Annotated in this window: 22 protein-coding genes and 1 pseudogene; 15 read left to right on the top strand and 8 right to left on the bottom strand. The window is 72.5% G+C overall.

From position 1 onward, the window contains the following. Nucleotides 1–170 precede the first annotated feature (170 nt). The 3 genes and pseudogenes from EDF50_RS13835 to EDF50_RS13825 all read left to right on the top strand — a co-directional run bounded on the left by EDF50_RS13835 (nt 171) and on the right by EDF50_RS13825 (nt 3,697). Nucleotides 171–1,935, top strand: a pseudogene (locus EDF50_RS13835) (circularly permuted type 2 ATP-grasp protein). Further along, complete coding sequence (locus EDF50_RS13830) at nt 1,929–2,855, top strand: alpha-E domain-containing protein (RefSeq protein WP_123520096.1); 927 nt, start codon at nt 1,929–1,931, stop codon at nt 2,853–2,855. Before EDF50_RS13835 ends, EDF50_RS13830 begins: the two are co-directional and overlap by 7 nt. Further along, nucleotides 2,852–3,697 carry a transglutaminase family protein gene (locus EDF50_RS13825; protein WP_123520171.1) on the top strand — a complete coding sequence of 282 codons (846 nt, stop codon included), beginning with the start codon at nt 2,852–2,854 and terminating at the stop codon, nt 3,695–3,697. The genes EDF50_RS13830 and EDF50_RS13825 overlap by 4 nt, the downstream gene beginning before the upstream one ends. A 96-nt stretch (nt 3,698–3,793) precedes the next feature. On the opposite strand, the gene EDF50_RS13820 is transcribed toward EDF50_RS13825, so the two are convergent. After that, nucleotides 3,794–4,672, bottom strand: coding sequence for an endo alpha-1,4 polygalactosaminidase (locus EDF50_RS13820; protein WP_123520095.1), 879 nt, complete (start codon nt 4,670–4,672; stop codon nt 3,794–3,796). A 38-nt stretch (nt 4,673–4,710) separates the two neighbouring features. Further along, nucleotides 4,711–5,775 carry a hypothetical protein gene (locus EDF50_RS17075; RefSeq protein ID WP_123520094.1) on the bottom strand — a complete coding sequence of 355 codons (1,065 nt, stop codon included), beginning with the start codon at nt 5,773–5,775 and terminating at the stop codon, nt 4,711–4,713. A gap of 176 nt (nt 5,776–5,951) precedes the next feature. Here EDF50_RS17075 and EDF50_RS13810 point away from each other — a divergent pair, with 176 nt between their 5' ends. Together EDF50_RS13810 and EDF50_RS13805 are read left to right on the top strand one after the other, a co-directional pair. Further along, nucleotides 5,952–6,839, top strand: coding sequence for a cation-transporting ATPase (locus EDF50_RS13810; RefSeq protein ID WP_123520093.1), 888 nt, complete (start codon nt 5,952–5,954; stop codon nt 6,837–6,839). A gap of 103 nt (nt 6,840–6,942) precedes the next feature. Beyond that, a complete protein-coding gene (locus EDF50_RS13805) occupies nt 6,943–7,977 on the top strand; it encodes a YdcF family protein (protein ID WP_123520092.1) in 1,035 nt (344 codons plus the stop codon). Between the two features lie 37 nt (nt 7,978–8,014). Here EDF50_RS13805 and EDF50_RS13800 read toward each other — a convergent pair whose 3' ends face one another. Both EDF50_RS13800 and EDF50_RS13795 read right to left on the bottom strand, forming a co-directional pair. Then, entirely contained in the window at nt 8,015–9,397 is a 1,383-nt protein-coding gene (locus EDF50_RS13800) for an MFS transporter (RefSeq protein ID WP_123520091.1), read from the bottom strand. After that, nucleotides 9,394–9,855: a MarR family winged helix-turn-helix transcriptional regulator gene (locus EDF50_RS13795; RefSeq protein ID WP_123520090.1), complete on the bottom strand. Its 462-nt coding sequence runs from the start codon at nt 9,853–9,855 to the stop codon at nt 9,394–9,396. The genes EDF50_RS13800 and EDF50_RS13795 overlap by 4 nt, the downstream gene beginning before the upstream one ends. A 107-nt stretch (nt 9,856–9,962) precedes the next feature. On the opposite strand from EDF50_RS13795, the gene EDF50_RS13790 reads away from it, so the two are divergent. The 8 genes from EDF50_RS13790 to EDF50_RS13755 all read left to right on the top strand — a co-directional run bounded on the left by EDF50_RS13790 (nt 9,963) and on the right by EDF50_RS13755 (nt 18,146). Continuing rightward, nucleotides 9,963–11,189 carry a multidrug effflux MFS transporter gene (locus tag EDF50_RS13790; RefSeq protein WP_123520089.1) on the top strand — a complete coding sequence of 409 codons (1,227 nt, stop codon included), beginning with the start codon at nt 9,963–9,965 and terminating at the stop codon, nt 11,187–11,189. 112 nt (nt 11,190–11,301) lie between these two features. Next, nucleotides 11,302–11,721, top strand: a complete 420-nt coding sequence (locus tag EDF50_RS13785; protein WP_123520088.1) for a glyoxalase/bleomycin resistance/extradiol dioxygenase family protein — start codon at nt 11,302–11,304, stop codon at nt 11,719–11,721. Nucleotides 11,722–11,940: 219 nt separating this feature from the next. Further along, nucleotides 11,941–12,693, top strand: a complete 753-nt coding sequence (locus tag EDF50_RS13780; protein ID WP_123520087.1) for an SDR family NAD(P)-dependent oxidoreductase — start codon at nt 11,941–11,943, stop codon at nt 12,691–12,693. Nucleotides 12,694–12,899: 206 nt separating this feature from the next. After that, a complete protein-coding gene (locus tag EDF50_RS13775) occupies nt 12,900–13,577 on the top strand; it encodes a response regulator transcription factor (protein WP_123520086.1) in 678 nt (225 codons plus the stop codon). Further along, on the top strand, nt 13,570–15,192 hold the full coding sequence (locus tag EDF50_RS13770; protein WP_148076845.1) for a cell wall metabolism sensor histidine kinase WalK: 1,623 nt from the start codon (nt 13,570–13,572) through the stop codon (nt 15,190–15,192). The genes EDF50_RS13775 and EDF50_RS13770 overlap by 8 nt, the downstream gene beginning before the upstream one ends. A 229-nt stretch (nt 15,193–15,421) precedes the next feature. Further along, nucleotides 15,422–16,084 carry a PepSY domain-containing protein gene (locus tag EDF50_RS13765; protein ID WP_123520084.1) on the top strand — a complete coding sequence of 221 codons (663 nt, stop codon included), beginning with the start codon at nt 15,422–15,424 and terminating at the stop codon, nt 16,082–16,084. A 127-nt stretch (nt 16,085–16,211) separates the two neighbouring features. Further along, the gene (locus EDF50_RS13760) at nt 16,212–17,087 is read left to right on the top strand and encodes an alpha/beta fold hydrolase (protein WP_123520083.1); all 876 of its coding nucleotides are present in this window, start codon (nt 16,212–16,214) and stop codon (nt 17,085–17,087) included. 9 nt (nt 17,088–17,096) lie between these two features. Beyond that, complete coding sequence (locus EDF50_RS13755) at nt 17,097–18,146, top strand: biotin/lipoate A/B protein ligase family protein (RefSeq protein ID WP_123520082.1); 1,050 nt, start codon at nt 17,097–17,099, stop codon at nt 18,144–18,146. A 69-nt stretch (nt 18,147–18,215) separates the two neighbouring features. On the opposite strand, the gene EDF50_RS13750 is transcribed toward EDF50_RS13755, so the two are convergent. Further along, the gene (locus EDF50_RS13750; protein WP_123520081.1) at nt 18,216–18,500 is read right to left on the bottom strand and encodes a GNAT family N-acetyltransferase; all 285 of its coding nucleotides are present in this window, start codon (nt 18,498–18,500) and stop codon (nt 18,216–18,218) included. 71 nt (nt 18,501–18,571) lie between these two features. Between EDF50_RS13750 and EDF50_RS13745 the strand changes: the two genes are divergently transcribed. Beyond that, entirely contained in the window at nt 18,572–19,432 is an 861-nt protein-coding gene (locus tag EDF50_RS13745; RefSeq protein ID WP_123520080.1) for a site-specific DNA-methyltransferase, read from the top strand. 114 nt (nt 19,433–19,546) lie between these two features. Here EDF50_RS13745 and EDF50_RS16715 read toward each other — a convergent pair whose 3' ends face one another. The 3 genes from EDF50_RS16715 to EDF50_RS13735 all read right to left on the bottom strand — a co-directional run bounded on the left by EDF50_RS16715 (nt 19,547) and on the right by EDF50_RS13735 (nt 22,699). Further along, nucleotides 19,547–19,720, bottom strand: coding sequence for a hypothetical protein (locus tag EDF50_RS16715; protein WP_158612730.1), 174 nt, complete (start codon nt 19,718–19,720; stop codon nt 19,547–19,549). Nucleotides 19,721–19,911: 191 nt separating this feature from the next. Further along, on the bottom strand, nt 19,912–20,469 hold the full coding sequence (locus EDF50_RS13740) for a MarR family winged helix-turn-helix transcriptional regulator (RefSeq protein WP_123520079.1): 558 nt from the start codon (nt 20,467–20,469) through the stop codon (nt 19,912–19,914). A gap of 388 nt (nt 20,470–20,857) precedes the next feature. After that, nucleotides 20,858–22,699, bottom strand: coding sequence for an MDR family MFS transporter (locus EDF50_RS13735; protein ID WP_233570644.1), 1,842 nt, complete (start codon nt 22,697–22,699; stop codon nt 20,858–20,860). Nucleotides 22,700–22,860: 161 nt separating this feature from the next. On the opposite strand from EDF50_RS13735, the gene EDF50_RS13730 reads away from it, so the two are divergent. After that, nucleotides 22,861–23,670 (top strand): M15 family metallopeptidase, encoded by an 810-nt coding sequence (locus EDF50_RS13730; RefSeq protein WP_123520078.1) that lies wholly within the window; start codon nt 22,861–22,863, stop codon nt 23,668–23,670. Nucleotides 23,671–23,684 lie beyond the last annotated feature (14 nt).

The following is a 23,684-nucleotide window of genomic DNA, read 5'->3' as shown; positions in this document are numbered from 1 at the left end:
TCTCTGTTACAAACCGGATTCGCGGGAAGCACTCGGTGTTCGCTTCTGTCCTCTCGCCCCGCGGGTGTTTCCCTGGGCGACAGGTGTCGGACAGCCTCGTCCGAGACCCCGACACACCCCCGCCGCACGGCCGAAACACCCCGGCAACACCCCCTGGCTAGCGTCGAGCCATGGGAGAGCTCTTCGAGGGATACGCGACCGTCACGGCTGGCGCGACCCGACGGCCCGGGCCGGGCGGAGCCCGCGCGTCGGCCGCGGCGTGGGACGAGATGTTCGAGCCCGACGGCACACCCCGTCGGGCGTACCACGAGATCCACGCGACCCTCGAGGGCATGACGCAGGACGACCTGCGCGGCCGCACCGCGGCGCTGGCCGACTCGTACCTGGCGCAGGGCGTCACCTTCGACTTCGCCGGCGAGGAGCGGCCGTTCCCGCTCGACGCCGTGCCTCGCGTCGTCGAACACGCCGAGTGGACGACCGTCGAGCGGGGCGTGAAGCAGCGCGTCAAGGCGCTCGAGGCGTTCCTCGCCGACGTCTACGGGCCGCAGACCGCCATCGCCGACGGAGTCATCCCGGCGAGCCTGATCACGAGTTCGAGCCATTTCCACCGGCAGGCGAGCGGCATCGACCCCGCGAACGGCGTGCGCATCCAGGTGAGCGGCATCGACCTGATCCGTGACGAGGCCGGAGCCTGGCGTGTGCTCGAGGACAACGTGCGGGTGCCGAGCGGCGTCAGCTACGTCATCTCGAACCGCCGCGTGATGGCGCAGACGCTGCCCGAGCTGTTCGTCTCGATGCGGGTGCGCCCGGTCGGCGACTACCCGAACCGCCTGCTCGCCGCCCTGAAGAAGAGCGCTCCGTCGGGCGTCGACGAGCCGACCGTCGTCGTCCTGACCCCCGGGGTGTTCAACTCGGCCTACTACGAGAACACCCTGCTGGCCCGCTTGATGGGTGTCGAGCTGGTCGAGGGGTCGCGACCTCTACTGCTCGGGCGGTCGCGTCTTCATGCGGACCACCGGCGGGCCCGAACGCGTCGACGTGATCTACCGTCGCGTCGACGACGAGTTCCTCGACCCGCTGCAGTTCCGCGCCGACTCGGTGCTCGGTTCGCCCGGCCTGCTGATGGCCGCCCGTCTCGGGACGGTGACGATCGCCAACGCGGTGGGCAACGGCGTCGCCGACGACAAGCTCGTCTACACCTACCTGCCCGAGCTGATCCGCTACTACCTGGGCGAGGAGGCGCTGCTGGCGAACGTGCGCACGTGGCGTCTCGAGGACCCCGGCGCCCTCGACGAGGTGCTCGACCGCCTCGACGAGCTCGTCGTGAAGCCGGTCGACGGCTCGGGAGGCAAGGGCCTCGTCGTCGGCCCGGCCGCCAGCCGACGCGAGCTCGACGAGCTGCGCACGCAGCTGCGACGTGACCCACGCGGGTGGATCGCGCAGCCCGTCGTGCAGCTCAGCACGATCCCGACCCTGGTCGACGACGGCCTGCGCCCGAGGCACGCCGACCTGAGGCCGTTCGCCGTGCACGACGGCGACGACGTGTGGGTGCTGCCCGGCGGTCTCACCCGGGTCGCGCTGCCCGAGGGGCAGCTCGTCGTCAACAGCAGTCAGGGCGGCGGTTCGAAGGACACCTGGATCGTCGGCGGCGACGTCAACGCCTGGGCCGGTCACGACGTGAGCGCGCTGATCGCCGAGCAGACGACCCCGACCGAGTCGATCCCGGTGATCACCCCCGAGCAGGCCGCCGAGGCCGCGGCCGCCGCGTCCGACCACAGCCCCGACCACGCGCCCCAGGACGACCCCCGCAACGACCAGCAGGCGCAACAGCAACAGACGAAGGAGGCGCGGGCCGGGGCACGAAGCCGACCCGCGCCTCCTGCGTCCCCGGTCCACGACCACGGAGCCACCCCGACCGAAGGGCCATCATGCTGAGCCGCATCGCCGAGAGCCTGTTCTGGATCGGGCGCTACATCGAGCGGTCGGACGGCACGGCGCGCATCCTCGACGTGCACCTGCAGCTGCTGCTCGAGGACCCCTGGATCGAGGAGGACGTCGCCTGCCGCAGCCTGCTCGCCGTGATGGGCAGCGACGCCCCCGAGGGCGACCTGGCCCGCGGGGACGTGCTGTCGATGCTCGCGGTCGACCGGCACAACCCGGCCTCGATCGCCTACTCGCTCGGCGCCGCGCGCGAGAACGCCCGCAGGGCCCGCGAGATCGTCTCGACCGAGCTCTGGGAATGCCTGAACACCACGCGGGCCCGCATGCCGCGGAAGGTCGCCGACGACAAGGTGCACGAGTTCTTTGCCTGGGTGCGGGAGCGCAGCGCGCTGGCCGTCGGCATCATCGAGAGCGCGACGAGCCGCGACGAGGTGTGGCAGTTCTTCACCCTCGGCCGGTCGATCGAGCGGGCCGACATGACGGCGCGCCTGCTCGCGACCCGCACGCTGACCGAGGCGTCGGGCCCGTCGTGGACGACGATCCTGCGGTCGTGCGGCGCGTACGAGGCCTACCTGCGCACCTACCGGGGCGTGCCGAGCGCCCGCAACGCCGCCGAGTTCCTGCTGCTCGACCGGCTGTTCCCGCGCAGTGTGCTCTTCGCGATCAGCCGGGCCGAGGCCTGTCTGCGCGAGGTCGAGCCGACCACGCACCGGGTCGCGGCGTCCGACAGCGGGGTGCGCATCCTCGGGCAGATGCGCAGCGAGCTCGAGTTCCGGCCGATCGGCGACATCCTCGACGACCTGCCCGGGCAGATGGACACCGTGCAGGCCGCGACGAGCGCCGCGTCCGAGGCGATCCGCCAGCGGTACTTCCCGACGAGCGCGGCGCCGACGTGGGTGGGGGAGCGGTCGTGAGCCGGCTGCGGATCCGGCACGTGACGGGCTTCTCGTACCAGGGCGAGGCGGTCGCCAGCTACAACGAGGCGCGCATGCTGCCCGCGCACACCGAAGGCCAGTTCGTGCTCTCGTCGCACCTGCGCATCGAGCCGGTGGCCGCCTCGCACGAGTACGTGGACTACTGGGGCACGCGGGTGTCGTCGTTCGAGGTGCTGCTGCCGCACCGGCAGCTCTCGCTGACCGCGACCTCGCTCGTCGAGGTGCGCCCACAGGCGCATCCGTCCGAGACGATCTCGTGGGCCGACCTGGCCTCGGTCGCCGGGGCCAGCACGTCGTTCGTCGAGCACCTCGAGCAGACGCTCCTCACCGCGCCTCCGGCCGACCTGGCCGCGGTCGGCGCCGAGGCTCGGGCGACGCACGCCGACCCGTGCGCCGCGGCGATGGCGATCTGCGAGACGGTCGGAGGCGCGGTGCAGTACCTGCCCGGCGTCACGAACGTCAAGACCACGGCCGCCGAGTCGTGGGCCGCGCGGGCCGGCGTCTGCCAGGACATCGCCCACGTCACGGTCGGCGCCCTGCGGGCGGCGGGCATCCCGGCGCGCTACGTCAGCGGCTACCTGCACCCGAAGCCTTCGGCCGAGCTGCGCGAGACCGTCACGGGCGAGTCACACGCCTGGGTCGAGTTCTTCTGCGGCACCTGGCACGGCTACGACCCGACCAACCTGATCGACATCGGTGAACGGCACGTGGTGGTCGGTCAGGGGCGCGACTACCGCGACGTGCCGCCGCTGCGCGGGGTCTACGCCGGCTCGTCGAACAGCGAGCTCTTCGTCACCGTCGAGATCACCCGCGAGGCCTAGGCCCGCCCGGCCGAGATGTCACGACGTGCCGCTCACCTCCGAAAGTGAGCGGCACGTCGTGACATCTCGCCACAGCGTGGGATGAGGAGGCGCGGGTCAGCAGGCCGTGTAGGCGTGGGCCGGGTCGTCGGCCGGCACCAGGTCGTGATCGCGCACGATGGTCGAGGGGGCCGGGTCGAGCCCGGTGACGCGGGCGCACACCTCGGCGACCGAGCCGCGCAGGTCGTCGGTGTACTCGACGTCGAACACGAGCCCGCCGTACACGCCTGTGTAGGCGTCGCACTCGTCGTAGCGGTCGCACTCCTCGGTGACGACGAAGTCGTAGCCGACCTCGTCGCGGCCCCGGGTGCCGAGGTCGGCGGTGTTCTTCTGCGCCGTCGCCAGCCCGGCGGCATGGGCCCGGGCCACGAGCAGGGTCGCGAAGGCGACCGCGTCGTCCTCGCCGAAGGCACCGTCCGAGCGCGTCCACGAGTCGAGGTTGTCGAACTCGACCGCCTGGTAGCCCGAGGCGGCGCAGCCGTCGATCGTCGAGGCCTCACGCTCGGCCACGGCCCGTCGGTTCGCCTCGGTGGACAGGTCGAACAGGTGCTCGTCGGGCCACCCCGGGTCGACCAGCGGTTCGCCGTCGGCGCTCCGCACGAGCAGCTCGTCCGGCCACTCGACGCCCGGTTGGGTCTGGAACCCGTTCACGTAGCAGATGCCGTAGGCGCCCTCGGCGGGGTCGTCGGTGCTGTCGCGGGCGACGACGGTCGCTCCGTCGGGGACCGGCGACGCGCCTCCCAATTGGTAGTCGAAGCGGGCACCCTCGGGTGGCAGCACGATGCCGTCGGCGGTCGCGGCCCCGGCCGCCACCGCCGACGAGGAGGGGCGCTCCGGGCGTCCACCGGCCCCGCCGTCGACGGTCGTGCAGCCGGTCACGGTGAGGGCGACGACGACGAGTCCGACGAGTCCGACGAGTCCGAGCGGTGCGCGCATGCGGCGAGCCTAGGGGAGTCGAGCGGCGGGGCCGACCGTCAGGCGGTGTGCGAGAGCGGCGCGGACTCGCGCTCGCCGACCGCGGCCTCTGCGGGGGTGGCCCCAGAGGTGACCGCCGTGGCAGTGGCCGGCGTGGCCGGCGTGGCAGGCGTGGCCGGGGTGCGGCGCGAGGTCAGGAAGTCGAGGCGCGCCGCTTCGCGGGCCAGTTCGCGGTCGTGCTCGGCCTGTCGGGCGGCGGCGCGGGCGTCCGCCAGGCTGCGCGCGTTCTCGCGGGCCCTGGCTGCGGCGGCGGAGGAGGCGCGGCGTGCGGTCGCCCCCGTGGCCCGGGCGGCGACGACGGCTCCGGCCGCCGTGGCCCGGCTGCCGTGACGCACGCCGTCCCAGGTCGAGCGGGCGGCCGGTCGGGTGCGCGTCGCGACGGTGCCGCCGGTCGTGCGGAACCAGGTGACGACGACCGGCGTGGTGCGCCGGACCCAGGCCACCACGGCCTGCGCGGCTCGGCGGGTGCCCCGGGCGGTGGCGCGACCGGCCCGGGCGAGGGCGTCGCCGGTGGCGCGGACGGCCGCGACGACATGGGTGGCGGCGGACGAGAGGACGGGACGCAGGCGATCGGCGAGGGCCGGCCCGGCGGGAGCCGGTTCGGGCGCGACCGGGGGCGCGGTCGCGGTCGCGACGGGCGTGCCCGCGGCGGGGGCGACGGCCGGGGTCCGCGTGGCGGCGACCACGGGGGCGGACGCGAGCGCGGCGGCGGCCGCCGGTCGTCCTGCGGACAGGACCCGCGCCTCCTGGACCGTCGAGGGAACGGTGACCGGTGCCGTCGCGCGGACGGTCGGGCCCTCGAGCGCAGGGTCTGCCTCGTCGCGCGGCAGGGCACCGAGCACCCGGTCGGCCAGCCCGACGAGTGCGAGGGCGACGCCACCGACGGCGAGGGCGGCGCCCAGCAGCCAGATGGCGATGGTGACGAAGTCGAGGTCGCCGAGGGGCATGAAGCCGCCCGCGAAGAGCCCCACGCTGGCCAGGCGGAAGGTGGCCGCCATGACGAGCGCCGCGCCCGAGACGAGCATCGCCAACGCGACCCAGCCCGTGACTGCTGCCTTGCCCATGCGACACCTCCCTGGTGGTGGGGCGCGCGTCGCGGGTCGGGCCCGCGCGGACGTCCCCTGCGAATGTAACCCGGACCAGGGCTCGACCGTAACCCGGGGTGTCGGACGCGCCGCTCCCGGACGATGCTCGGCTTCTGCGGGGGCTTCTCGCATCCGGGGCCGGGAGGATCGGGGACATGGCCAACTTCGACCGTCTCCTGGGTGCCGCCGCGCGTGCGCTCGGCAACTCCTCTTCTTCGTCAGCCGCCGGGCGCGGTGGTGCGTCCGGCGGCTCGACCGACTGGCGCGACATGGTGCGCAAGGTCTCCGACAAGGTCACCGGCGACGACCGGCAGGACGCCCCGCAGCACGGCGCCCGACAGCACGGCACCCGGCAGCCGCAGCACGGCGGGTACGGGGCGCCTCGGCAGGGCGTCGGACGGCCGACCTCCGGCGGCCACGCCCCGCAGGGCTCCGCCGCCGACCGCGCCGCCCTCGCCAAGTACGACTACCTGCTGCAGACGGCGCCGCCGCAGCAGCTCGAGCAGGTGCACCGCGACGCGTTCGAGCGGCTCACGCCCGAGCAGCGCCAGCAGGTGCTGGCGCGCCTCAGCGCCGAGGTGCCCGTGGGCGAGCGCCCGGCGTCGAGCGCTCCGGCCGATCTCGCCCGGGCGGCGACCCGGGGCGAGACCGCGCACCCTGGCCTGATGAAGCGGGTGCTGGGCAGCACGGGGGGCAAGGTGGCGGCGGGCGCCGCGGTCGGCGCGGGCGTGGCCGGGGTCGCGGGTCTCGCGGTGGCCGTCGCCGGGGCGGCCGCCGTCAGCAGCGTCGCCCTGCCCCTGCTGTCCGACGCCGTGACCTCGGGCATCGACTTCGACCAGCTGACGAACGGGTTCGGCTTCGAGGGCCTCGGCGGCCTGACCGCCGGCGGCGAGGAGTACCTCGGTGGCTTGGGCGACCAGGTCGGCGGTCTGGGTGACCAGGTCGGCGGTCTGGGCGACCAGGTCGGTGGGTTCGGCGAACAGCTCGGCAACCTCGGTGAGGGCTTCCAGATCCCCGGTCTGGGCAACCTCTTCGACCGCTGACCCCGCGGCTCGCCTCGTGAGACCCCACGTCGTCGCCGAGGCCACCCTGCGCGCGCAGGGGGCCGGGCGATTTCCTGGGGTCTCACGCTTGTAACCTCGGGGCATGACCGTGATCTCGGCCGGCATCGCCGTCGTCTTCCTGCTCCTCTTCGCCGCCTCGCGCCGGCGCGACGCCCGTCGCTTCCGCAACGGGGTGTTCCTCTTGACGGCCGGCGGGTTCGGGTTCGTCGCCCTGTCGGACGTCCTGGTCACCGCGTTCCCCCCGCTCTTCTTCGTGTTCGTCCTCGCGGGGGTCCTGGTCCCGGTGCTGGTGCTCGCGCTCGCCGTCTTCGCGATCGCGAACGGGGTCACGATGCTGAGGTCCGAAGGGCGCAGCCTGGGCAACCTGCTGTCGTTGCTCGTCGGCATCGCCTTGATCGGCGTGCCCGTCGTCGTGGTGTTCCTGGTCGAGGCGGGCCGACGCTCGGACGTCGCCGCCCTGCAGGACGTGACCTTCGGCCTCGGCGTCGTGGTCGTCTTCGTCACCGGATACGCCGCGCTCACCTTCGCCGCGTTCACCCTGTGGTCGCTCGTCTACGCACGCCCCCGGGTGCGCCCGCAACCCGACGCCCTGATCGTGCTCGGCTCGGGGCTGATCCGTGGTGAGGTGCCGCCACTCCTCCGCAGCCGGCTCGACCGGGCGCTGGCGATCTACCGGTCGACCCCCGAGAGGGTGCGTCGGCCCGTGCTCGTGCCGTCGGGTGGCCAGGGCGCCGACGAGCCGCGGCCCGAGGGCGAGGCGATGGCCGAGTACCTCGTCGCCCAGGGGGCCGACCCCGCCGACGTGCTGCCCGAGACGGCGTCGCGGTCCACCCGCGAGAACCTCGTGCTGTCGGGGCGGGTGCTCGCCGACGCCGGACGCACCGGCTCGACCCTCGTCGTCACCAACAACTACCACGTGCTGCGGGCCGCGCTGCTGGCGCGAGACACCGGCAGCAGCGCCGACGTCGTCGGGTCGCCCACCGCCGCGTACTACGTGCCGAGCGCCTTCCTGCGCGAGTGGGTGGCCGTCATGGTCGAGCACAAGGTGCTGAACCTGCTGCTGATCGCCCCGTTCGTGGTGCTGCTGGCGTCGCTGTTGGTCTACACGCGCTTCTGATCAGGTGAGCGGCGGGCGGGCCGGCGCCGCCCGGCAGCTAGGACGGCCGCGAGGCCGTCCCCTCGTCGACGGCGAGCTCGGTCGCGGCCTCGTCGCGCGCGGCGTCCGCCGCCCCGTCGCCGTCGTGCTGCAGGCGGTAGTGGAACCGCCCCGCACCGAGCACGGGCAGTGCGCCCGTCACGGGGTCGGGTTCGCCCACCCGGACGCGACGGACCCGCAGGTGCTGCCCGCGCACCAGCCAGGCGATCGCGACGCCGGCCGCCACGAATCCCGACGCGGCCGCGACGCCGATCGCCCAGCGCGGCCCCGCCACGTTCGCGACCCAGCCGACCACGGGGGCGCCGAGTGGCGTGCCGCCGGTGAAGACGGCCATGTAGAGCGCCATCACGCGGCCGCGCATGCGGGGTGCGGTGGTCAGCTGCACGGTGGCGTTCGCCGTCGTCATCAGGGTGATCGACGCGAGTCCCACGGTGACGAGGACGGCGGCGAAGCTCCAGTAGGTCGGCATGACGGCGGCGACGAGGCAGGTCACGCCGAAGGCCAGGGCCGCCGTGACGAGCACCCGCCAGCGGGGCTTCTCGCGTCGGGCGGACAGCAGGGCGCCGACCAGGGACCCCACGGCGATGGCGGAGGACAGCAGGCCGAAGCCGCTGGCGTCGACGCCGAACTCGACGCTGGCCATGGTCGAGGTGAAGATGGCGAAGTTCAGGCCGAAGGTGCCGATGACGAAGACCATGACGAACACGACGACGAGGTCGGGTCGTTCGCGCACGTACCGGAACCCCTCGCGGATCTGCCCCTTGGCCCGTGACACGGCGGGTTTCAGTTCGAGCTGGGCGACCCGGATGAACCGCAGCGACAACAGGACGGCGGCGAACGAGCCGGCGTTGATCAAGAACACCCAGCCGGTGCCGATCGTCGCGATGAGCACGCCGGCGACCGCGGGACCGATCAGCCGGGCGCCGTTGAAGGACGCCGAGTTGAGGCTCACGGCGTTCGTCAGGTGGCCGGGGGGCACGAGCTCGGAGACGAAGCTCTGTCGCACCGGGGCGTCGATCGCGGCCACGACACCCAGCAACAGGGCGAAGAGGTAGACCATCCAGAGCTGCACGCTGTCGGTCAGCACGAGCACGCCCAGCCCGAGTCCGAGCAGGCCCATGCCCAGCTGGGTCACCATCAACAGTCGTCGCCGGTCGAACCGGTCGGCGATGAGCCCGGTGATCGGCACCATCAGGATCGGCGGCGCGAACTGCAGCGCCATGGTGATGCCGAGCGCCGTGGCGTCGTTGTCGGTCAGGTCGGTGAGGACGAGCCAGTCCTGCGCCGTGCGCTGCATCCAGGTGCCGACGTTCGACACGAGGGCGCCGGCGAACCAGAGGCGGTAGTTGAACAGCGAGAGGCTGCGGAACATCGCGTTCACGAGCGGGTCAGCTTGCGGAGGATCTCGGTGGCCTCGGCCAGGGTGCGACGCTCGTCGGCGGTCAGCGCCGAGAGGCGGGGCACGAGCCACTCGTCGCGACGTCGACGGGTCTCGAAGACGAACGCGGCCCCGGCCTCGGTCGTCTCGAGCAGCACGCGACGCTTGTCGTCGTCGTCGACCGTGCGACGCAGCAGCCCGGCCTCGACGAGTTTGCCGACGGTGCGGTTCATCGACGGGGGAGTGACGCCCTCGTGCGCCGTCAGCGCCCCGATGGTCAGCGGCTGGTTCTGCACGACGTAGCCGAGGGCGGCCATCTGGGCGTCGGTCACGTCGGCGTCGGCCTTCTGCTGGCGCAGTCGACGGGCGAGCCGCAGCACGGAGCCGCGCACGTCGGTCGCGAGGTGCGCGTGCGGCACGGCCCGGGTGGCGGAGGGGGCGGGAGGCGCGGAGTCGGTCATCGCCGAGCCACGATACTCGTTTAGTTCGGCTAAGTAAATGTCTGGACGGCAGCGCGGGCGCGCGGGAGCGCGGGAGCGCGGGGAAGCGTGCGCCTAGGCTCGGGCCGATGAGAGACGACGACGTCCCGGGCGACGCGAGCCGCCCCTCCTGGTTGTCCGGGCGCGGGGCCGTGCTGACGGTGGCTCTCATCGTGGGCATCTCGCCGTTCGCGACCGACATGTACATCCCGGCGTTGCCGGCCATCGCGCGCGACCTCGGGGCGACGACGGCCGAGGTGCAGCTGAGCCTGACGGCGTTCCTCGTCGCGTTCGCGGTCGGCCAGATCGTGATCGGGCCGATCAGCGACGGTCGGGGCAGGAGGCGCGTCCTGCTGGGCGGGACCCTCCTGTTCGCCCTCGCCTCGATCGCCTGCGCCGTGGCCCCCGACGCCGCCACCCTCGTCGTCGCGCGCGTCGCGCAGGGCCTCGGCGGCGCCGCGGGCTCGGTCGCCGCCCGGGCCATGGTCGGGGACTCGACGACGGGTCTCGTGCGCAGCAGGCTGTTCGCGACGCTCGCCGCGATCAACGCCGTCGGCCCGGTCGTGGCACCGCTCGTCGGCGGCGTGGTGCTCTCGGTGTCGAGCTGGCGGGCGACCTTCGTCGTGCTGGCCGTGCTCGGGATCGCGTTGACCTGGGCGGCCGCGCGTCGCCTGCCCGAGACGCTCGTCGACCCCGAGCCCGGTGCGGGGTCGCTGCTCGCGTCCCTGCGGCGGATGGGCACGCTGCTCGCGATGCCGCGCTTCCGCTGGTACCTCGTGACGGGCTGTGCCGCGACGATCGGATTCTTCTCGTACATCGCCACGTCGTCGTTCGTCTTCCAGGAGCAGTACGGCTTCGGCGAGGGCCTCTACACGCTCGTCTTCGCCTCGAACGCGTCGTGCATGATCGCGTCGACCCTGGTGTTCCGTCGCCTGGTCGGGCGCTTCTCCGAAGACCACCTCTTCACCGTGGGGCTCGTCACCTGCACCGTGGGCTCGGCTCTCGTGCTGGTCGGTGCGCTGAGCGGTCTCGGCCCGGTGATGATCTGGCCGGCGCTGGCGCTCGTCACGGCGGGCTGGGGCTGGGTCATCCCCGGGTCGATCACGCTGACGCAGGCGCTGGGGCATCGTGCGCCCGGCACGGCCGCCGCGCTCGCGGGCGGCCTGCAGTTCGGGCTCGGCGGGGCGGCGACGCCGCTCGCCGGCGCGCTCGGCGGCACGGCGGTCGTGATGGGCGCGCTGATGCTGGGATTCATCGCGGCCGGCCTCGCCGTGCAGGTGTGGGCGTCGTCGCGAGGCGGCACCCCGGCGACCTGACCCCGGGGGCGCGACCCGCGCCTCCTGCCGTCGATCCGGGGCTGGTGCGCGGTGCCCGGCGGTGTCACCCTGGGCTCGACGCCGTCCGGCGCCGCGACCCGAGGAGGACATCGTGACCGTACAGCTCACCCCGTACCTGGCGTTCCGAGACGAGACGCGCGAGGCGTTCGACTTCTACGCCTCCGTCTTCGGCGGCAGCCCCACCTTCAGCACGTTCGGCGAGTTCGGCGTGGGCTCGCCCAACGAGGCCGAGAAGGTCATGCACGGCCAGTTGCGGACCCCGTCGGGGCTGCTGCTGATGGGCGCCGACCGTCCCGACTCGTACCCGCTCGAGGGGGCGAGCAGCGTGTCGCTCTCTCTCTTCGGCGGGCCCAACGACGCCGACGCCCTGACGGGGTGGTTCGAGGCGCTCGCCGAGGGCGGCACCGTGCACGAGGCCCTGTCCCAGGCGCCGTGGGGCGATTCGTTCGGCATGCTCGACGACCGGTACGGCCAGCACTGGATGGTCAACATCGGCGGCGCGGCGGCCTGAGCCCGGTGCGTACCGCCGTCGGACCAGGAGGCGCGGTGTCCGTCGGCGAGGACGCCGCCCCCGACCCGCCCCCGGCTCAGTCGCGCCCGAGCCGCCCGAGCCGCTGAATCAAAGCGACACCCGTTGCCTGCATGTCCATGCAGGCGTATGTTCGCACTGGGCTCGTCGACGAGCCCGACCGGCCCCGGCGGTCGGCCCCGATCGAGAAAGGCACGCACCATGGCACGATTCAGCGACAAGACGGCCCTCGTCACCGGCGGGGGGAGCGGCATCGGCGCCGCGATCTCGCGCTCCCTCGCGGCCGAGGGAGCCTCGGTGGTCGCCACCGACATCAAGCTCGAGTCGGCGCAGGCCGTCGTCGACCAGATCGTCGCCGCGGGTGGTACGGCCGTGGCGTTCGAGCAGAACACCGCGAAGCCCGAGCAGTCCGAGGCGGCCGTCGAGTTCGCGAAGGCCACTTACGGCGCGCTGCACCTCGCCGTCAACAACGCGGGCATCGGCGCCCCGGCCGCCGACATCGGCGAGTACGACATCGCCGCCTGGGATCGCGTCCGCTCGGTCGACCTCGACGGCGTCTTCTACGGGCTGCGCTACCAGCTGCCCGCCATGGTCGAGGCCGGAGGCGGTTCGATCGTGAACATGAGCTCGGTGCTCGGCTCGGTCGGCATCGCCCAGAACGCGGCCTACGTCGCGAGCAAGCACGCCCTGGTCGGCCTGACCAAGGTCGCCGCCCTCGAGTACTCGAAGCGCGGCGTCCGCACGAACGCGGTCGGCCCCGGCTTCATCGACACGCCCCTCGTGCGCGCCTCCCTCGACGGCGACGCGCTCTCGTACCTCGAGTCGCAGCACGCCACCGGCCGCCTCGGCACCGACGCCGAGGTGTCGGCGCTCGTGCTGTTCCTGCTGAGCGACGAGGCGTCGTTCGTCACGGGCAGCTACCACCTGGTCGACGGCGGCTACTCGGCGCACTGACCCGCGCCTCCTCGGCCCCGCCCCCTCGGCCCGCCCCCTCGGCCCCGCCCCCTCGGCCCGCCGAGATGTCACGACGTGCCGCTCGTCTCCGGACGTGAGCGGCACGTCGTGACTTCTCGTCCGGGCCGCACGCGCTTCAGCCCCGCTTCAGCGCGCGCCCGCCATGATGGGCACGACGCGCACCCGGCGCGACCGAGGGAGGCCCCGTGCGCGTGCTCGTCGTCGAGGACCAGGCGACGCTCGCCGATGGCCTGCGGCTCGGGCTCGAGGCCGAGGGCATCGCGGTCGACGTCGCCCCCACCGGGACCGACGGCCTCTGGCGCACCCGCGAGGGCCGCTACGACGTGGTCGTCCTCGACATCATGCTGCCCGGCATGAGCGGCTACGCCGTCTGCCGGGCCATGCGTGAAGGGGGCGACTGGACGCCCGTCATCATGCTGACCGCCAAGGACGGCGAATGGGACCAGGTCGAGGCCCTCGACACCGGGGCCGACGACTACCTGACCAAGCCGTTCTCGTTCGCCGTGCTGCTCGCCCGGCTGCGCGCCCTCGTCCGCCGGGGGGCCCGCGAACGACCGGTCGTGCTCGAGGCGGGCGACCTCCGCGTCGACCCGGCGTCGCGCAGCGTCCACCGGGGCGACGTCGCGGTCGAGCTCACCAGCCGCGAGTTCGCGGTGCTCGAGTTCCTCATGCGCCACGCCGGCAGCGTCGTCACCAAGCGCGAGGTGCTCGACGGCGTCTGGAACGACGACTTCGAGGGCGACCCCAACATCGTCGAGGTCTACGTGCGACACCTGCGCAACAAGGTGGACCGGCCCTTCGGCCGCGAAGCCATCGTCACACTGCGCGGAGCGGGCTACCGGCTGGAGGCGCGGGGTGGCTGAGCGGGCCCCTCGCGTACCCGTCGCCGGGCGCGTCCCGTCCGCCGGCGCCGGGTCGGGCCGGCCCCGACGGGCGTCGCTGCGGTCCCGCATCACCGTGGCCGCCGTGCTCGCCGTCGCGCTGACCCTCGGGGTGTTCACGCTCGTCTTCGCGCTCGTGCAACAGGCCGTGCTGGCCGACGCCCCCCGCCAGGCCGCCTCGGCCGACGTGGACCGCGCCGTGTCGGCCCTGGCGATCGGTTCGACGCCCGACGTCGCCGTCGCGGGCGAGGCGGACGGTGCCCTGGTCGTGGTGACCGACGCGTCGGGGAGGGTGCTCGCCTCGGGCGGTGACGACGACCTCGTCGACCTCGCCTCGTCGATCGCGTCGTCCGGCTCGGGCGACCGTGTCAGGCTCGACGGCGACGAGTTCGTCGTCGAACGCCAGGACGTCGGGGTCGAGAGCACGCCGACGCCGACGCCCACCGAGTCGGCGTCGGGCGCGACGCCGACGCCGACGCCGACGCCACCGGCCTCGGGGGAGGACGACGACGACTCCGGCGGAGGCTCGGGCTCGGACGACCCGTCGGGCTCCGACGACGACGACGCGGGCGACGACGTCTCGTCCTCCGACGACGCCACGCCCGCGCCCCTCGAGATCGTCTCGACCGAGTACGGCGTCGTGGCCGCGCGCTCCCTCGACGAAGCGAGCGCCGCCTCCTCGGCCAGTCTCGTGACGCTGGGCATCGCGATCCCCGTCGCGTTGCTGGTGCTCGGTGTGACCACCTGGCTCGTCGTGGGCCGTGCCCTGCGACCGGTCGAGTCGATGCGCCGCGAGGTCGACTCGGTCACGGCGCAGAGCCTGTCGCACCGGCTGCCCGACCCCGGCGGCAGCGACGAGATCGCCCGCCTCGCCCGCACGCTGAACGGCATGCTCGACCGGCTCGACTCGTCGGCGACGGCCCAACGGCGCTTCGTCGGCGACGCCTCGCACGAGCTGAAGACGCCGCTCGCGACGATCCGCCAGCACGCCGAGGTCGCCCTGCTGCACCCCGGCAGCATCGACGGCGCCGCCCTGGCCGGCACCGTCCTCGGCGAGGAGGCACGACTGACGGCGCTCGTCCAGGGCCTGCTGGTCCTCGCCCGGGCGGACGAGGGCGCCCTCGGCGTGACGCGGCGCCCGGTCGACCTCGACGACCTCGTGGTGGCCGAGACCGCCCGGCTGCGTGGCCTCGCCCGACCCGACGGTCACGCCCCGTTGTCCGTCGACGCCACGGCCGTCGGACCCGCGCGCGTCGACGGTGACGAGGGGCTGCTCGGTCAGGTCGTGCACAACCTCGTGGCGAACGCGGCCCGGCACGCCGACGCCCGCGTCGCCGTCGCCCTCGACGAGCGTGACGGAGGCGTCGTGCTCACCGTCGACGACGACGGGGCCGGCGTCGCCGAGGCCGACCGCGAGCGGGTGTTCGACCGGTTCGTGCGGCTGGACGAGGCCCGCGCCCGCGACTCGGGCGGCAGCGGCCTGGGGCTCGCCATCGTGCGCGAGATCGTCCGCGTCCACGGAGGCGCGGTGTCGGTCACCACGTCGCCGCTCGGCGGTGCCCGATTCGTGGTCGACCTCCCCGCCGGCCCCGACTGACCCGCGCGCCGCACCGGGTGTGCGGCGGGTTCCCGTCCCTCTCGGCGGGTGAGCGCTGACCCGCCGAGAGGGACGGGAACCCGCCCTGCTCGGGTGACGCGAGCCGCGCCTCCTGAACGGTTCTTCAGCGGACTTCAGCACGGCTTCAGTGCCCGCTCGCGAGAGTGGGGTCCATCAGCTCGAGAGAGCGACAGACCCGGCCGACACGGCCTCACGAACGGAGCGGATCATGCTGAAGAACACCCTCACCACGAAGAAGTCCCTGCTCATCGCCGGCGGCATCGCCGGGGTGCTCGTCCTCGGTGGCGGAGGGGTCGCCCTCGCGTCGGGTCTCGACGACGACGGCGTGCCCGCGCAGACCCGCGACCGGGCCCAGGAGGCGGCGCTCGCCGAGACCGGCGGCGGCACCGTCACCGAGGTGGACACCCTCGACGACGGGCTCGTCGGCTACGAGGTCGAGGTCGTCCTGCCGGACGGGCGCGAGGCCAAGGTGATGCTCGACGGCGACTACGCCGTGACCTCGAGCCGCGTCGACGACGACTCACGAGGGTCCGGTGCCACCCCGACGCCCGTCGCGGGTTCGGGGCGAGACGACTCGGTCGACGACTCGACCCGCGACGACGACTCGACCCGCGACGACGACTCGACCCGCGACGACGACTCGACCCGCGACGACTCGACCCGCGCCGACCTGACCGGCGCCGACTACGACCGGGCCGCGGCCGCCGCCCTCGCCGCCGCCGGTGGGGGCACGGTGACCGATGCCGACCGCAGCGACGACGCCGGCGTGGCCTACGAGGTCGACGTGCGCCTCGACGACGGCACCGAGGTCGACGTCGACCTGGACCAGGCGTTCGGTGTCGTGCGCACCGACGTCGACGCCCGCCGCTGACGGCACTGCCCCGTCCTGCCCCGCCCCAGTACGCCGAGATGACACGACGTGCCGCTCACGCCAGGAGGTGAGCGGCACGTCGTGACGTCTCGACCCGGGGGCGGGCCGGTGATGGGAGACTGGTTCCGTGCCCACCTTCTCCGCCGCCCGAGGCGATTACGAGTTCACCGACGCCCACGGCGTGACCGTGCACTACTACGTCTGGAAGGCCGCGGCGCCCAAGGCCGTGGTGCAGATCGCGCACGGCCTGGGCGAGTACGCCCTGCGCTACGACGACCTCGCGCAAGACCTCGTGCGAGCCGGCTACACGGTCTACGCGAACGACCACCTCGGCCACGGCGAGACCGGCCTCGGCCAGTGGGGCGGCGACCACACGAAGCTCGGCCGCCTCGGCCCGTCGGGGCTGCGCGGGGCGATGGAGGCGGTGGTCCGGTTGACGGGCATCGCGCGCTCCGAGAACCCCGGCTCGCCGCTCGTGCTGCTCGGGCACTCGTGGGGTTCGTTGATGGCGCAGAAGCTCGTCGACGAGGGGTCGAACCGGTTCGACGCCGTCGTGCTGAGCGGCACGGCGTACCGCATGCCCGGCAGCATGAACGCGGGCGACCTGAACGCCCGGCACGCCCGCCTCGGCGACACCGGCTACGAGTGGCTCAGCCGTGACCAGGCCGTGGTGGACGCCATGGCCGCCGATCCCCTGTCGGTGCAGGCGACGGCCCGGCAGCTGTTCGGCACGGCCGACACGCTGCGCCTGATGGGCCGCCCGTCGACCCGGCTCGCGAGCGACCTGCCCGTGCTCGTCCTCGTCGGCGACGACGACCCGCTCGGCGGCGAGGCCAGCGCCCGCAAGCTCGCCGACGCGTACGTCAACCGCAGCCGGCTCAGCGACGTCGAGCTCGTGGTCTACCGGGGCGCCCGGCACGAGGTGTTCCGCGAGACCAACCGCGACGAGGTGGTGGCCGACCTGGTGCGGTGGCTCGACGACCGTGTGGGGCACCAGGCATAGGCTGCGTCCATGCACGGTGAGTACAAGGTCCCAGGCGGAAAGCTCGTGGTCGTCGACCTCGACGTCAGAGAGGGGCGCATCGCCGGGTTCCGGCTCGCCGGCGACTTCTTCCTCGAGCCCGACACCGCCCTCGACGCCATCGACCGGGCCGTGAACGGTCTGCCGGTCGAGTCCGACGCGTCGACGATCGCGTCGACGATCCGGCAGGGGCTGCCGCCCGACGCCGTGCTGCTGGGCTTCTCGCCCGAGGCGATCGCCGTGGCGATCCGGCGCAGCCTCTCGAAGGCGACGGACTGGCGTGACTACGACTGGCAGATCATCCACGACGCCCCGGTGTCGCCCAACGTGCACCTCGCCCTCGACCAGGTGCTCACCGAAGAGGTGGGTGCGGGTCGTCGCGGGCCGACGCTGCGCTTCTGGGAGTGGGACCAGCCGGCCGTGGTCATCGGCAGCTTCCAGTCGCTGAAGAACGAGGTCGACCTCGAGAACGCATCCCGGTACGGCTTCGAGGTCGTCCGGCGGATCAGCGGCGGCGGTGCCATGTTCATGGACGCCCAGTCGATCGTCACCTACTCGCTCTACGCCCCGGGTGAGCTCGTGCAGGGCATGAGCTTCGCCGACTCGTACGCGTACCTCGACGAATGGGTCATCACCGCCCTCAAGTCGCTCGGCATCGACGCGTTCTACCAACCGCTGAACGACATCACGAGTGCCAAGGGCAAGATCGGCGGGGCAGCGCAGAAGCGACTCGGCAACGGGGCCCTGCTGCACCACGCCACCATGTCGTACGACATGGACGGCGACAAGATGGTGCAGGTCCTGCGCATCGGCCGCGAGAAGATGAGCGACAAGGGCACCACCAGCGCCGCCAAGCGGGTCGACCCGTTGCGCAGCCAGACCGGCCTGGCGCGATCCGAGATCATCGAGCGACTCAAGCAGACGTTCACCGGGCTCTACGGCGCGACCGAGGGCCACGTCACCGAGGCCGAGCTCGACAAGGCCGAGCAGCTCGTCACCTCGAAGTTCGCCACGCCCGAGTGGCTGGCACGCGTGCCCTGAGCACGCGACGGGCGTCGTCGAAGCGACCCGCGCCTCCTGCCCGGCGTCCACCTCGGCGGGCGGGTCGTGTCAGCGGTCGAGCAGCTCGCGGTAGTCGACGTGGTCCTCGACGAAGTCGACCACGAACGGGCAGAGCGGCACGACGCGCAGGTCGGTGTTCGCCCGGACGTCGTCGAGGGCGCCCTGGACGAGCCGGGCGCCGAGACCCGTGGAGCGCCGGCTGGGCTCGATCTCGGTGTGGGTGAAGCGGATGTCGTGGCCGACGACGTCGTAGGCCGCGAAGCCGACGGTCTCGCCGTCCTCGACGAGGGCGTACTGGTTCTGGGTGGGGCGGTTCTCTACCTCGATGGTCATCCCGACACGCTACGCGCCCTCGGCCGGGAGTCGGGCACCGGTCGACGCCCGGCAGGCAGCAGAATGGTCGGATGCCTCTCGACTGGACCACCGCCTCCCCGAGCCTCGTGGTCCACGGCGACAACCTCGACGTCACGGCGCAGCTGCCCGACGGCGGCTTCACGATCGTCTACCTCGACCCTCCGTTCAACACGGGACGGCAGCAACGACGCCGGTCGACGACGTCGGTGCGCAGCGCCGAGGACTCGGTCACCTCGGTCACGGGCTTCAAGGGCGTGCGGTACGAACGCATCCGCGGCGACCTGATGGGGTACGACGACCGGTTCGAGGACTACTGGTCGTTCCTCGAGCCGCGCCTGGCCGAGGCCTGGCGACTGCTCGCCCGGGACGGCACGCTCTACCTGCACCTGGACTACCGCGAGGCGCACTACGCGAAGGTGCTGCTCGACGCTCTCTTCGGGCGCGACTGCTTCCTCAACGAGATCATCTGGGCCTACGACTACGGCGCCAAGAGCCGCAACCGGTGGCCGACCAAGCACGACACGATCCTGGTCTACGTCAAGGACCCCACGAGGTACCACTTCGACTCCACCGCCGTCGACCGCGAGCCCTACATGGCGCCGGGTCTGGTGACGCCCGAGAAGGTTGCGCGCGGAAAGCTGCCGACCGACGTCTGGTGGCACACCATCGTGTCGCCGACGGGCCGGGAGAAGACCGGCTACCCGACGCAGAAGCCCGAAGGCGTGCTGCGGCGCATCGTCCAGGCCTCGAGCCGAGAGGGCGACTGGGTCCTCGACTTCTTCGCCGGCAGCGGCACGACCGGTGCCGTGGCCGAGGCCCTCGGTCGACGCTACCTGCTCGTCGACAGCAACGAGGAGGCGGTGGCCGTCATGCGCAAGCGGCTCCCGACGGCACGGGTCGCGACGGCCTGAGCTCGCGCAGTTCGGTCGTCGGGACGGCCGTCGTCACCGATCCCCGGACGAACGACACGAGCCGCTCGTGGGTGAGGCCCTGCATCCGCCGGGTGGAGAGAACCGACGAGTCGGTCATCGGATCACGCCGAGCGCGAGCAGCAGGGCGGCGACGAGGCTGGCGCTCGCCCCGGTGGCGGCCGTCGCGATGACGGCGAGCGTGCGCTGTCGGGCCGTGTCGCGCACCTCCGAGAAGGCACTGCGGGCGGAGGCGGAACGGTCGCTGCGAGCGACGTCGATCGTGGTCATGTTCGGCTCGTCTCTGGCACCCCTGCGATGCCTGGCGGAACGACGGGATTTCTTCGGACTGTCGCGACACCGCCGTGAATCGGTGCCGTTCCGTGAGCATGTCACGGTGGTGACTAGTCCATCTAGTCAGTTCACCAGCTGTTCGCACAGCGGCTAGGAGAGGCCTGCGGGGTGGGCGCGGGTGTCGAGCGTCAGGAGGCCGGGTCGACGGTGGCGGCGGAGCTGGGCCCGCCGTCGACGTGGTGGTCGTCGATCTCGATCGCCGCGGTCATCCGCTGCAGGAACCCCACGACCACGGCGGCCTGGTCGGCGTCAAGCGACTCGGCGGTCGAGATCATGCGGGCGTGCATGGCGGCCATGGTGTCGCGCACCTCGGAGTTCGAGTCGCCCGTGGCGGTCAGCAGGACCGCGCGCTTGTCGGACGGGTGCGAGTGTCGCAGCATGTGCCCGCTCGCGACGAGTCGGTTGATGAGGACCGAGGTCGAGGCCGAGGTGATCTTCAGCTGGGCGGCGAGTTCTTTCGCGCTGACGGGCTCGCCACGGCGTTGGGCCCGCAACAGGAAGCGCAGGGCGGCGAGGTCGGTGTCGTTCATCTTCATCGACTTGCGGGTGCGGGCCCGCATCGCGACCTCGGCGGCGCGGTACGCACGCAGCGTGTTCAGCACGGTGACACCACGCTCTTCGGTGCTGCTGCTGTACCAATAGCCGGACGCGTCGAAGGGCGCGGCGGTGGCGTGCTGATCGGGCATGATCGGAGTCTAGCCCCCATTGCTAGGTCGTCTAGCTAAAAAGTGGTGGGTGACCAGGCGTTTCCTCCGTTGTCAACCCCTGTGCCGCTCGGCACGCCCGTTCTAGGTTGGAGGAGTCCGCCTCGAGTGGGCAGAGGCGTCCCGCCGTGTCGACCAGAGCTTCACGCAGGGAATCGATCCGGTGGGGCGTCCCGTGACGGAGAAAGGCCGCACACCCGAGGGGCGTGCGGCCTTCGGTCGTCTCGCCTCCCGCGTGAGCTTCACGGGCAGGGAACGCCGGACACGTGACGAACCGTTCGGCACCGAAGCGCCGTCGAGGGAACGTTACCCGACACGTGCCGTGTCGCGACACCAGCTCGGGCGCATCCGGTGGTCCGCCCGCCCCGGGTCAGGGGCGGGGTGACTCGTCCCCGCGTCGCTCGTCCGCGCGTCGCTCGTCCGCCGGCACGACACCGACCGCTCCCGTGTCGGGTGCGACGAGCGAACCGGTCCGAGCCGCGGCGGCCTGGGCCGAGAGCGCGGCGTCGGCGGCGACGGCCCGGGCGTCGTCGGCCGCCTCGTCGATGGCCGACTTCTGGCGCAGGGGCGTGGCCTTGAGGAAGAAGCTCAGCGCGAAGGCCACGAGCACGACCGCGAGGGCGACCCAGAACACGGTCACGGCCGCGTTCGCGAATCCGTCGAGGAACGGCGCGGCGAGGCGGCGGTCGGCCGTGTTCAGGAAGGACGTGTTGCCGTCGAGCGCACCGCCGACCTGCGACGTGTCACCGCTGCCGGCCGCTTGGTAGAGCTTGAGGATCGCCGCGTTGGCGGGGTCGGTCAGCACCGACTGGTCGGCGAGGGCGGCTTGGGCTCGGCCCTGCAGGCTCGAGTCGGTGAACGCGGCGGCGATCGTCTGCGGGATGCGGCTGAAGAGCACGGAGAACAGCACGGCCGTGCCGAGGGTGCCGCCGATCTGGCGGAAGAACGTCGACGCCGAGGTCGCCACGCCGATGTCGCGGGCGCCGACCGAGTTCTGCGACGCGATGGTCAGGGTCTGCATCAGCTGCCCGAGACCCAGGCCGACGAGCAGCATGCCGACCATCATGAACCAGTACGGCTTGTCGAACGAGAGGTTCGTGAACCAGAAGAACCCGGCGGCCATGAACGCCGTGCCCGTGATCGGGAAGATCTTGTACTTGCCCGTGCGGGAGATGAGCTGGCCGGCGACGATGGACGAGATCATCAGGCCCGCGATCATCGGCAGCATCTGGAAGCCGCTCTCGGTCGGCGTCGCGCCGTTCACGAGCTGGAGGTAGAGCGGCACCGTCAGCAGGGCGCCGAACATGCCGAAGCCGACCAGCACGCCGAGCACGGTCGCCATCGAGAAGGTGGGGTTGCGGAACAGCTTGAGCGGGATCAGCGCGTCGTCGCCCATCGACCGCTCGATCACGACGAAGGCGACGATGCCGACGGCCCCGATCGCGTAGCAGGCGAAGGCCCCGGGTGAACTCCACCCCCAGGTGCGGCCCTGCTCGGCCACCAGCAGCAGCGGCACGGCGGCGACGATGACGGCCGCGGCGCCGAACCAGTCGATGCGCACGTTCTCGCGTCGTTTCTGGCCCGGGATGTGCAGGAAGCGCACGACGATGAACAGCGCCACGATGCCGATGGGGACGTTGATCAGGAAGACCCAGCGCCACCCGGTGACGAAGAGGATCTGGTCGGCTCCGGCGAACAGCCCGCCGACGAGCGGGCCGATGACGCTCGAGATGCCGAACACGGCCAGGAAGTAGCCCTGGTACTTGGCGCGCTCGCGCGGGGCGAGGATGTCACCCATGATCGTGAGCGGCAGGGCCATGAGGCCACCGGCGCCCATGCCCTGGATCGCGCGGAAGATGGCGAGCTGGTACATGCTCTCGGAGAACCCCGCCGCGATCGACCCCAGCAGGAAGATCGTGATGGCGATCAAGAACAACGGCCGACGCCCGAAGATGTCGCTGAGCTTGCCGTAGATCGGCGTCGAGATGGTCGACACGATCAGGTACGCGGTCGTCACCCAGGCCTGCAGGCTGAGCCCGTCGAGGTCGTCGGCGATCGTCCGCATCGAGGTGCCCACGATCGTCTGGTCGAGGGCCGAGAGGAACATGCCCGCCATGAGGCCGAAGATCACGTACAGGATCTGGCGGTGGGTCATCAGGCCCTCGCGCTCGGCGGGGGCCGTGGTCGTGGGGGCGGGGGCAGCGCTCGACATGGTGTCTCTTCTGTCTGGTGGGGGAGGCGCGACGGGACCTTGCGCGGTACGCAAAGTTACTTCACGGGCAAGATTTCGACAACACGAAGGATCGGGGCGTTCTCGACGTTCCCGCGCCGCCCGACGATGCCCGGCCGACGCTCGTGACTAGGCTCGACGCGATGTCCCGACGCCGCCCTCCGCCCCGCCCCGCGACGACCGTCCTGGCCGTCGTCCTGACGACCGGTCTGCTGGCCGCGTGCTCGGGGGGCGCGCCCGAGCCGAGCCCGAGCACGTCGGCCGCGACCGTCTCGCCGACGCTCACGCCCACCCCGACCCCGACCGAGGAGGCGCCTCCTACGTCCCCCACGACACCCGCGTTCGACAAGGCGGCCATGTCGGTCGACGACCCCGCCAGCCTCTGGGTGGTCAGCGACAAGCTGCGGCCGCTGGACCCGGTCGACTACGTCCCCGCCGACCTCGTCACGCCCGACGTGACCCACCAGAACCCGCCGACCCTGCGGGCCGAGGCCGCCGCCGCGGTCGTCGCGATGTTCCAGGCGGGCGAGGCCGAGGGGGCCGGGTCGTTCCAGGTGCAGAGCGCGTACCGCTCGTACGACACCCAGGTCAGCGTGTACGCCGGCTGGGTGCAGCGCCTCGGGCAGGCACAGGCCGACGCCCAGAGCGCCCGCCCCGGCTTCAGCGAGCACCAGACCGGGCTCGCCCTCGACATCAGCCCCGTGCCGCTGAGCTGCGCGCTGCAGGCCTGCTTCGGCGACACGCCCCAGGGGAAGTGGCTGGCGGCCAACGCGTGGCGCTTCGGATTCTTGCTGCGCTACCCGGCCGACAAGGTCGCCGTGACCGGCTTCACGTTCGAGCCGTGGCACTTCCGGTACGTCGGCGTGCCGCTCGCCACCGAGATGCACGACACGGGCGTCACCACGCTCGAGGAGTTCTTCGGCCTGCCCGCCGCCCCCGACTACGCCGGCTGACGCCCGTGTTCGTC

Source organism: Frigoribacterium sp. PhB24 (assembly GCF_003755185.1).
Lineage (GTDB): Bacteria > Actinomycetota > Actinomycetes > Actinomycetales > Microbacteriaceae > Frigoribacterium.
Note: the sequence above shows the minus strand (reverse complement) of the source record. Positions and strands in the feature narration are given on the sequence as shown.